Below are 8,263 nucleotides of genomic sequence, written 5' to 3' on the forward strand. Positions count from 1 at the left end.
TATAATTTCACTTATTTATGTATCTGAATATAAGTCAGATAAAACAGAATATCCATTTTCTTCAAGTTCTATTTTGTTTTTTATATAGCTCATTTTTTGCTTGTTGCCAACGGTTTTGGCTAGGCTTTGTGCGGGAAGAAAATCGACAAGATTTTCGAACACGGACTAAGCCGAAGCTTTTTGTTTGGATTTGTTTCTTTGGTTTCACAAAGCCAAATCAACAAGATTTGGCGACTTAGTAAATATACACAAAACTTTGAGAAAGCACAGAACCCGCATGAAGTTTAGCCGGTGTTACCTAACGTTTTTTTCAAATGTTAATATAGAATTAAAACTCTTAGTTTTTAATTAAAGTTTTCAATGATTTTTTATTTCTTCACAGCTACGATAATTTCTAACACGTTGCTCTGGTTAAATATTTATCAAAGTTTTAGGAAGTTATTTTTTTAATAAATGTTTCAAGAATTTTTAAGTTTTCACAGTTACGATAACATAAAGTAGGACACCATTTTTTATGTTAAAATAATTTATCTAAGACTTATTTTTCATTGTTACGATTTTCAAACATGTGTTTTTTATTAAGTTTTTCTATTAGTTTTTTCAGAAATAATAGAGATGATAATAACTGTTAATAATGGAAATATTTGTAGTAAATAACTATATAACTTACTTTCATTTTTATAAAACATATAGCTTGATATTATAATCATTAACAAGCATATAATAATTAATATTTTTCTAAATATTTTCATTACTCTTTGTTTAAGAATATTTTACGTAGCTACGATTTTATGTTAGGTAACGGTTTTGGCTAGGCTTTGTGCGGGGTTGAAAATCGACAAGATTTTCGAACACGTACTAAGCCGAAGCTTTTTGTTTGGATTTGTTTCTTTGATTTCACAAAGCCAAATCAACAAGATTTGGCGACCTAGTAAATATACACAAAACTTTGAGAAAACACAGAACCCGCATTAAGTTTAGCCGGTGTTGCCTAACGTTTTTATATTAATAATCTTGGATTAATACTTCTGTAGGTATATGAAGAGTCAAACTCAACTTTCGAATCATTTCAAGAGTTAATTTCCTTTTCTTATTTAATATCTCACTTACTCTACTTTTAAAACCCATAACTTCTGCCAAGTCTTTTTGTTTCATTCCCATTTGTTCCATTCTAAATTTTATGGCTTCAATAGGATCTGGCATTCCAATAGGATAAACTTCATTTTCATATTTGTCAATTAACATTGATAATATTTCTAATTCGTCTCCTTCCTTAGAATCTTTTTTCGCATCAAAAATTAACTCAAGTCTTTCAAGAGCTTTTTGATAATCTTTTTCGTTTCTGATAGGTGATATATTCATAATTAAATTTCGTTAGCGTTAATTTTATCGTATTCAGCATGAGTTCCAATAAATCTTATCCATGAAATTTGATATTCAAAATTAAATTTCACAATAAGTCTATAATTATTTCCTTTGATATTGAATACAATTCTATTGTCTTTCAATATACTAGCACTTGGATATTCAGCTTTTAAATCATTGATATTTATCCATTTTGCTTTTTCTGTTTCACGAAACCAGGCTTTTAATTGTTCTTCTGAATCAGCATGTTTTGTCCAAAAGTCTCGTAAAATTTTCTTAGAAATTACTCTCACTATATTCTTATTTTATGCAAATATAATAAAAAAAGTTACCGTTTTGGGATTTTTTCAATAATGTTTGGCAACGGTTTTAGCTAGGAAACGAAGCGTTAGACTAGCCGATTAATTTTCAGACTTAAAACTACAGAAAATAAAAAGAAAACCAACTTAGTGAAAGCATAAATTAGCTTTGTTTTTTAGCTGTTGTTAGCCTATGCAGTTTTTCAGACACAAAAATGTTTTATTGAAAAAATGCATTATTCTTATTTTTTTCAGCGTTACTGCTTTTCAAATCGCGTTGTTACGATAAAATTCAACGTTTTGCTTGTAAATATTTATCGGTTAAAGAAAAGTATCAATGAAACAATTTAGCGTACAGTTCAGCACGTAACTTTTAACACCATTTTTATTTTTATATATTTTCTCTCAAAGAATTATGAATAATAATTTATTCACTTTTTTCATGCACAATTCGACACGTTATTTTTTTTTACGCTCAGAGAAAATACAATAATTTTCAGCCACAAAAAAGTACATTTTTTTTAAAATAATTTTCTTTAAGAAAGTCAATAAATTATCGGTTTACAGAAAAGTTTTCAACTTGTTTTTTTTGCGTGAGAATTGGTTTTAAAATGTTTCAAGAAAAGTTAAGAATTAATTTATCTGCGGAAATTTCGACCGAAATTTCCTGTTTAGGCTAACGGTTTTGGCTAGGCTTTGTGCGGGGTTGAAAATCGACAAGATTTTCGAACACGTACTAAGCCGAAGCTTTTTGTTTGGTTTTGTTTCTTTGTTTTCACAAAGCCAAATCAACAAGATTTGGCGACTTAGTAAATATACACAAAACTTTGAAGTTTGCACAAAACCCGCATGAAGTTTAGCCGGTGTTAGGTTTAGTTTTTACCTTTTGCTCTTTCTATGAAATAGTCTCTACTGATTTTACGGATGCATAAGACTTTATTTTGACCATATTTCATTAATTTCCACAAATATTTATTGCCAAAATCAAGAAATACGTCTGTATTAGATTGAAACCAAACATATCTTGGTTTTTTCCATTCAAATAAATGATGTCCTATATAAGATTCTTCAACATATTTTTCTATTTCGGAGAAACTATATGATCTATACAAAACAACTTCATCTACTTCTTTTTCCCAATCTGGATTCTCTGAATATTTCCAAAATGATCTTCCTTTATCATCTTTTTTTGTTGAACTAAATGCCAAATCTTCAAAGTTAGAATCATTAGGATTTGGGAGTTTACCAAGAATAAAAAAGTTTTTTTCGAATTTCTTAGCATTCACTATCCAAATCATTTTTTTATAAAAACTTTCTCTAGAATTTAACTCTTCTAATGACATGGGAGAATTTTGAAATTCTAGTACAAAACCTGTATCTGTTTTAACATCAGCAATATGTTTTTCACCTGAATTTTCATCAATGTGAACTACTTCTTGCCAATTATTTGGAAAATGAGATTTCCATTGTCTATGCCATTGAGTTTCATTTTCCCACCAGTTATCACAATGCTTTAAATTTTTATGAGCCCAGTGATTAATTATTTTAGGCCCACATTTAGATATAGTTTCTCTTTGGCAACATACACATATTCCTCTCCCTTTTGGAAAGGCTTCAACTTTTTTATTATTAACCAAAGAATATTTCATTTGATTTTTTTTAAATTAAACCTAACGGTTTTGGCTAGGCTTTGTGCGGGATTGAAAATCGGCCAGATTTTCGAATACGTACTAAGCCGAAGCTTTTTGTTTGGATTTGTTTCTTTGGTTTCACAAAGCCAAATCAACAAGATTTGGCGACTTAGTAAATATACACAAAACTTTGAAGTAAGTACAAAACCCGCATGAAGTTTAGCCGGTGTTGTAAAAAGTTTTTTCCACTAATTAATTTTCGGAATTACATTTCTTCAGCGAGAGATATCCTAGGATTGTAATTTGTAAAAGTTAAGTCTATATTAAAATTTGGAAAATTAGAGCTTTCTCCTTAGCCTAGAACCAAAAATTGAAGCAACAAAATATTAATAGATTTATAGTTGTCACAATTAACATATTTAAATAAAAATTTTCAGCTTCTTTTCTAGTTTTATTTATTGTAAAATAATCACAAGTTTTTCAAATATTCAATTGTTTGACTTTTAACGAATGATTTTGTTGTGCTTATAAACATCATTCCCATTGGTATAAAAATCAAGGTAAATAAAAATAAAGAAGTTGTAAAACTATATAGAAAACCAACAAAAAATGTAACAAATAAAAAACTAATTATAATTCCTATACTTAGCTTTGTCACGTTTGATGTTATTTGGAGTTTTTTTCTATCTTCAGATATCGTAATACAATTTATCGAGGTTTTAATTAATTGATCACCAGCTCTACCAATTTTCACAGGTATTAAAATCTTTGAAAATTTACTGTTAAACTTATTGTCTAATTTTTCAAAAACCTCATTATTAACGGTGTAACTATATTTTGTTTTGAATAAATTCATGATTTTATAAAAATATTAATTTTTGAATAGAGACTATAATTTTTTACAACGGTTTTGGCTAGGCTTTGTGCGGGAAGAAAATCGGCCAGATTTTCGAACACGCACCTAAGCCGAAGCTTTTTGTTTGGTTTTGTTTCTTTGATTTCACAAAGCCAAATCAACAAGATTTGGCGACCTAGTAAATATACACAAAACTTTGAGAAAGCACTAAACCCGCATGAAGTTTAGCCGGTGTTGTACTACGTTTTTTATTCAGCTTTATAATATTGATCGTAATGGTGTTTAAATTCCGATTGCATTAAATCAGATGTTATTCCTCCAAATTGAATTTCAAATTCTTCACTTTCCATTCCAATAATATATGCACCCAAACCTTTTAATTCTTTTCGCTCAGAGTCAAACACTTTCAATTCAGGAATTATCATTGTATTTATAAACTTGTCTTCTGGGTAATCGTTATTAATTCCTACTTTATTTTTCAAACAATACTGTTTTATCAATTCGTAAGGAGAGTTTATGTTTTCAAAATTAAGTTTACCATAAACAACTCCCATTGGTGTATCTGCAGATTCAAATTGAGTTGTTCCAATTTTCATTCCGTCTAATTCTATGTGATATGTTTTTTTCAAATGTAGTACAACGGTTTTGGCTAGGCTTTGTGCGGGAAGAAAATCGGCCAGATTTTCGAACACGCAACTAAGCCGAAGCTTTTTGTTTGGATTTGTTTCTTTGATTTCACAAAGCCAAATCAACAAGATTTGGCGACTTAGTAAATATACACAAAACTTTGAAGTTGGCACAAAACCCGCATGAAGTTTAGCCGGTGTTGCCATGCGTTTTTTTCAAATGTTATTTTCAATAAAAACATCAGTTCTAAAAGGAATTGTTTCGTGAATTTAAAGTTTTTCAGAACTACAATAATTTTCTACGCGTTACTGTCATTAATATTTTTCAAATATTTGAGATTTAAGTTATTTAAAGAAATTTCATAGTAGATTAAAAAAAAATCATACGGTACTATTTTTTTTCACGGTTTTTAGCTGTAAAGTATATAATAATACCAATAGATAATTTTAAAATTAAACCAAACCTTCCAGGATTAGAATATCTCGGACATAAGAGTGATTCAAGAAGTTGATAATATTGAATATTCGTTTTATGTAGTTCATTTTCATATTTAAAAAAACATGGAGCAAAATCTAATATTTGAATAATTAGTGTACCAACAATAATTATTAAACCATTTATTTTCAGATATGTATATAGTTTATTTTTTAAGAGACCGTAGATTATAATTAATAAAAATGTAAATAGTAGTATGATAAAGCCATATGATACAAGAGAAGAAATATATTCAACATTATCTCTATATAAATAAAGTCTATTTGTTGTAGAATGTAAATATATCGTACAAAAATAAACTATTGAAAAAATGGTAAATAGAAATAAAGATATTATGTTTTTTCTTAATTTTTCGAACACAATTTTCACGTGTTTTTGGTTAATGCTTGGCAACGGTTTTGGCTAGGCTTTGTGCGGGAAGAAAATCGCCAAGATTTTCGAACACGGACTAAGCCGAAGCTTTTTGTTTGGTTTTGTTTCTTTTGGTTTCACAAAGCCAAATCAACAAGATTTGGCGACTTAGTAAATATACACAAAACTTTGAAGTTTGCACAAAACCCGCATGAAGTTTAGCCGGTGTTGCCCAAAGTATTTTTCAGACTGTTTCTTTAGATTGAAAAATTCATGTTTCAAAGTTTTAAGTTTCAAGGAAAATATTAGTTTTCTTCCTCCACAAAAAATTAGAATAGTTAAAGTTTTTAATTATGATAATTTTTCAAAAGAAATATGATTTTACGTAACTACGATAATTTCCTACTCGTTTTTACTGTTCTTCATTTCTCAAGAAAACATGATTTTTTTATATTTAAATAATTTCTCGAAAACTTAATAATTTTCACAGTTACGATTTTTTTCAACACAACTTTTTTGTCAGAATTTCTACAAGTTTTTCAGCCAAGAAAAATGTTGTTTTTTGATAGGAATATTTTTGTTTAATTTTTTATACTCAACAAAAAAAGTCAATAATTTTCAGCCAAAAAATGCTCTTATTTTATGAAGTTTTTTAAAATAGGAGAGAAGCAATAATTTTCGATTTATAGGAATATTTCTATGAAAAACGCAGCTACGATTTTATTTTGGGCAACGGTTTTGGCTAGGCTTTGTGCGGGGTTGAAAATCGACAAGATTTTCGAACACGAACTAAGCCGAAGCTTTTTGTTTGGTTTTGTTTCTTTGGTTTCACAAAGCCAAATCAACAAGATTTGGCGACTTAATAAATATACACAAAACTTTGAGAAAGCACAAAACCCGCATGAAGTTTAGCCGGTGTTGTAGCATGATTTTTATTAGGAACTTATAATTAGATATTTGTTTTATTTACTCTTAATTACGTTTCGAATTAATATTACTTAAAAAATTCTACAGTTTGTTTATTTTTTTCATATTTCCCTAAGTAGATTCGGCTGTACTCAGGGTTTTTAGTAGAATAGTAAATCTCAAACTTTTTTCCAACACAACCTTTTGTTCCATCGTCACAAATAAAATTTGATACACCTACACTTCCAATATATTTAACGTCATTAACTGTATATTCATAATCTAAGCTATATCTGAAATTTCCAGTAAAACTTATTTTAGTTACAACTCCAATGACTTTAGCTTTATATTTTTGTATTTCGTATTGTCTAAAAGCAGAATATGTTATTAGTAATGATAATAATATTAAAGGTATATACTTTATTCTTTTATTATTTTCACCATATAAAAAGTCTAAGAATCTATTTAATTTACTCATTTTAATGATGTCTTCTTGGATTCAATTGTGCTACAACGGTTTTGGCTAGGCTTTGTGCGGGATTGAAAATCGCCAAGATTTTCGAACACGTACTAAGCCGAAGCTTTTTGTTTGGATTTGTTTCTTTGATTTCACAAAGCCAAATCAACAAGATTTGGCGACTTAGTAAATATACACAAAACTTTGAAGTTTGCACAAAACCCGCATGAAGTTTAGCCGGTGTTGTAAATAGTAGTTTTTTAGTCTGTAGGTTTATCTTGGAATTTAGTAAATCCAAATATTTCAATTTGATTTTCATTAATTCTAAACACTACAGTATATCCTTTATAAATTAAATCTCGAATAGCATCATTTTCAAAATAAATCGATTTTCGAAATAAATATGGGTTTTCATGAATTTCTTTTATTCGTTGAATAAGTTCAGTCTTTAATTTTCTCGCAGATTTAGGACTTTTCTTAGCGATATATTTTAATTGTCTTTCTAATCTTTCAACAAAAGTATCCTTATAGATTATTTTCATAAAACAATTAAATTATTCCATTTAATCTATTTTCAAATTCATGTTGAGAAACAAATTTTGCTTTTCCGTTCTCAATTTCATTCAATTCATTATGTAAATAATTAGAAGTTGACGTAAAGTCAGAACTTTCACTTACAATTTCAATTTCTTCTTTATTGAACTTGCTCAATAACCAAATAAATTTGTCGTAGACTTTATCGCTGATTTTTAATTGTATAGTGTACATAATATTTCATTTTAAACAAAAGTACAAAAAAGCGATTTTAAACTTATATTTTCTAAGAATAGTTTTTCTCAACTATTATTTACAACGGTTTTGGCTAGGCTTTGTGTGGGCTTGAAAATCGACAAGATTTTCGAGAACGGACTATGCCGAAGCTTTTTGTTTGGTTTTGTTTCTTTGATTTCACAAAGCCAAATCAACAAGATTTGGCGACTTAGTAAATATACACAAAACTTTGAGAAAGCACAGAACCCGCATGAAGTTTAGCCGGTGTTGTAGGTAGTTTTTATTCTTCATTTATTGTAGGATTATATTTGAAACCAAAAAATCCTTTTTTAAATTCCAATTTGATTCTATCATTTTCTTTTATTCCTTTTATTTTGTTCTCGCTAATTTTCATTTTATCAATTTCTCCTGTTATTAAATTTTTAATTCCTATTTCTCCATAAGCGAATCCTTTTAAAAGGATTATATATTCTTGATTTATAACTTCTTTTTCTGTTTTACTATT

10 protein-coding genes are annotated in these 8,263 nt (G+C 28.3%); 1 reads left to right on the forward strand and 9 read right to left on the reverse strand.

Translation table 11 applies throughout. The features are described 5' to 3' along the window. Positions 1 to 1,005 precede the first annotated feature (1,005 nt). From QVZ41_RS14250 to QVZ41_RS14270, 5 genes are all read right to left on the reverse strand, one after another. Positions 1,006 to 1,362: a helix-turn-helix domain-containing protein gene (locus tag QVZ41_RS14250; protein ID WP_302885317.1), complete on the reverse strand. Its 357-nt coding sequence runs from the start codon at positions 1,360 to 1,362 to the stop codon at positions 1,006 to 1,008. 2 nt (positions 1,363 to 1,364) lie between these two features. Further along, complete coding sequence (locus tag QVZ41_RS14255) at positions 1,365 to 1,658, reverse strand: type II toxin-antitoxin system HigB family toxin (RefSeq protein WP_302885318.1); 294 nt, start codon at positions 1,656 to 1,658, stop codon at positions 1,365 to 1,367. 878 nt (positions 1,659 to 2,536) lie between these two features. After that, positions 2,537 to 3,313: a competence protein CoiA gene (locus tag QVZ41_RS14260; protein ID WP_302885319.1), complete on the reverse strand. Its 777-nt coding sequence runs from the start codon at positions 3,311 to 3,313 to the stop codon at positions 2,537 to 2,539. Positions 3,314 to 3,764: 451 nt separating this feature from the next. Beyond that, entirely contained in the window at positions 3,765 to 4,151 is a 387-nt protein-coding gene (locus tag QVZ41_RS14265) for a hypothetical protein (protein ID WP_302885320.1), read from the reverse strand. 248 nt (positions 4,152 to 4,399) lie between these two features. After that, on the reverse strand, positions 4,400 to 4,780 hold the full coding sequence (locus tag QVZ41_RS14270; RefSeq protein WP_302885321.1) for a hypothetical protein: 381 nt from the start codon (positions 4,778 to 4,780) through the stop codon (positions 4,400 to 4,402). Between the two features lie 1,543 nt (positions 4,781 to 6,323). Here QVZ41_RS14270 and QVZ41_RS14275 point away from each other — a divergent pair. Further along, positions 6,324 to 6,536 carry a hypothetical protein gene (locus tag QVZ41_RS14275; protein ID WP_302885322.1) on the forward strand — a complete coding sequence of 71 codons (213 nt, stop codon included), beginning with the start codon at positions 6,324 to 6,326 and terminating at the stop codon, positions 6,534 to 6,536. 82 nt (positions 6,537 to 6,618) lie between these two features. Here the strand turns inward: QVZ41_RS14275 and QVZ41_RS14280 are convergent, their stop codons facing one another. From QVZ41_RS14280 to QVZ41_RS14295, 4 genes are all read right to left on the reverse strand, one after another. Further along, entirely contained in the window at positions 6,619 to 7,008 is a 390-nt protein-coding gene (locus QVZ41_RS14280; protein WP_302885323.1) for a hypothetical protein, read from the reverse strand. A gap of 239 nt (positions 7,009 to 7,247) precedes the next feature. Further along, positions 7,248 to 7,529, reverse strand: coding sequence for a type II toxin-antitoxin system RelE/ParE family toxin (locus QVZ41_RS14285; protein WP_302885324.1), 282 nt, complete (start codon positions 7,527 to 7,529; stop codon positions 7,248 to 7,250). A 7-nt stretch (positions 7,530 to 7,536) separates the two neighbouring features. Continuing rightward, positions 7,537 to 7,755 carry a tRNA pseudouridine synthase A gene (locus tag QVZ41_RS14290; RefSeq protein WP_302885325.1) on the reverse strand — a complete coding sequence of 73 codons (219 nt, stop codon included), beginning with the start codon at positions 7,753 to 7,755 and terminating at the stop codon, positions 7,537 to 7,539. A 283-nt stretch (positions 7,756 to 8,038) separates the two neighbouring features. Beyond that, on the reverse strand, positions 8,039 to 8,263 hold a 225-nt coding region (locus QVZ41_RS14295; RefSeq protein ID WP_302885326.1), incomplete at its 5' end, for a hypothetical protein.

Origin of the sequence: Wenyingzhuangia gilva, from assembly GCF_030519655.1 — a bacterium.
GTDB classification, from domain to species: domain Bacteria; phylum Bacteroidota; class Bacteroidia; order Flavobacteriales; family Flavobacteriaceae; genus Wenyingzhuangia; species Wenyingzhuangia gilva.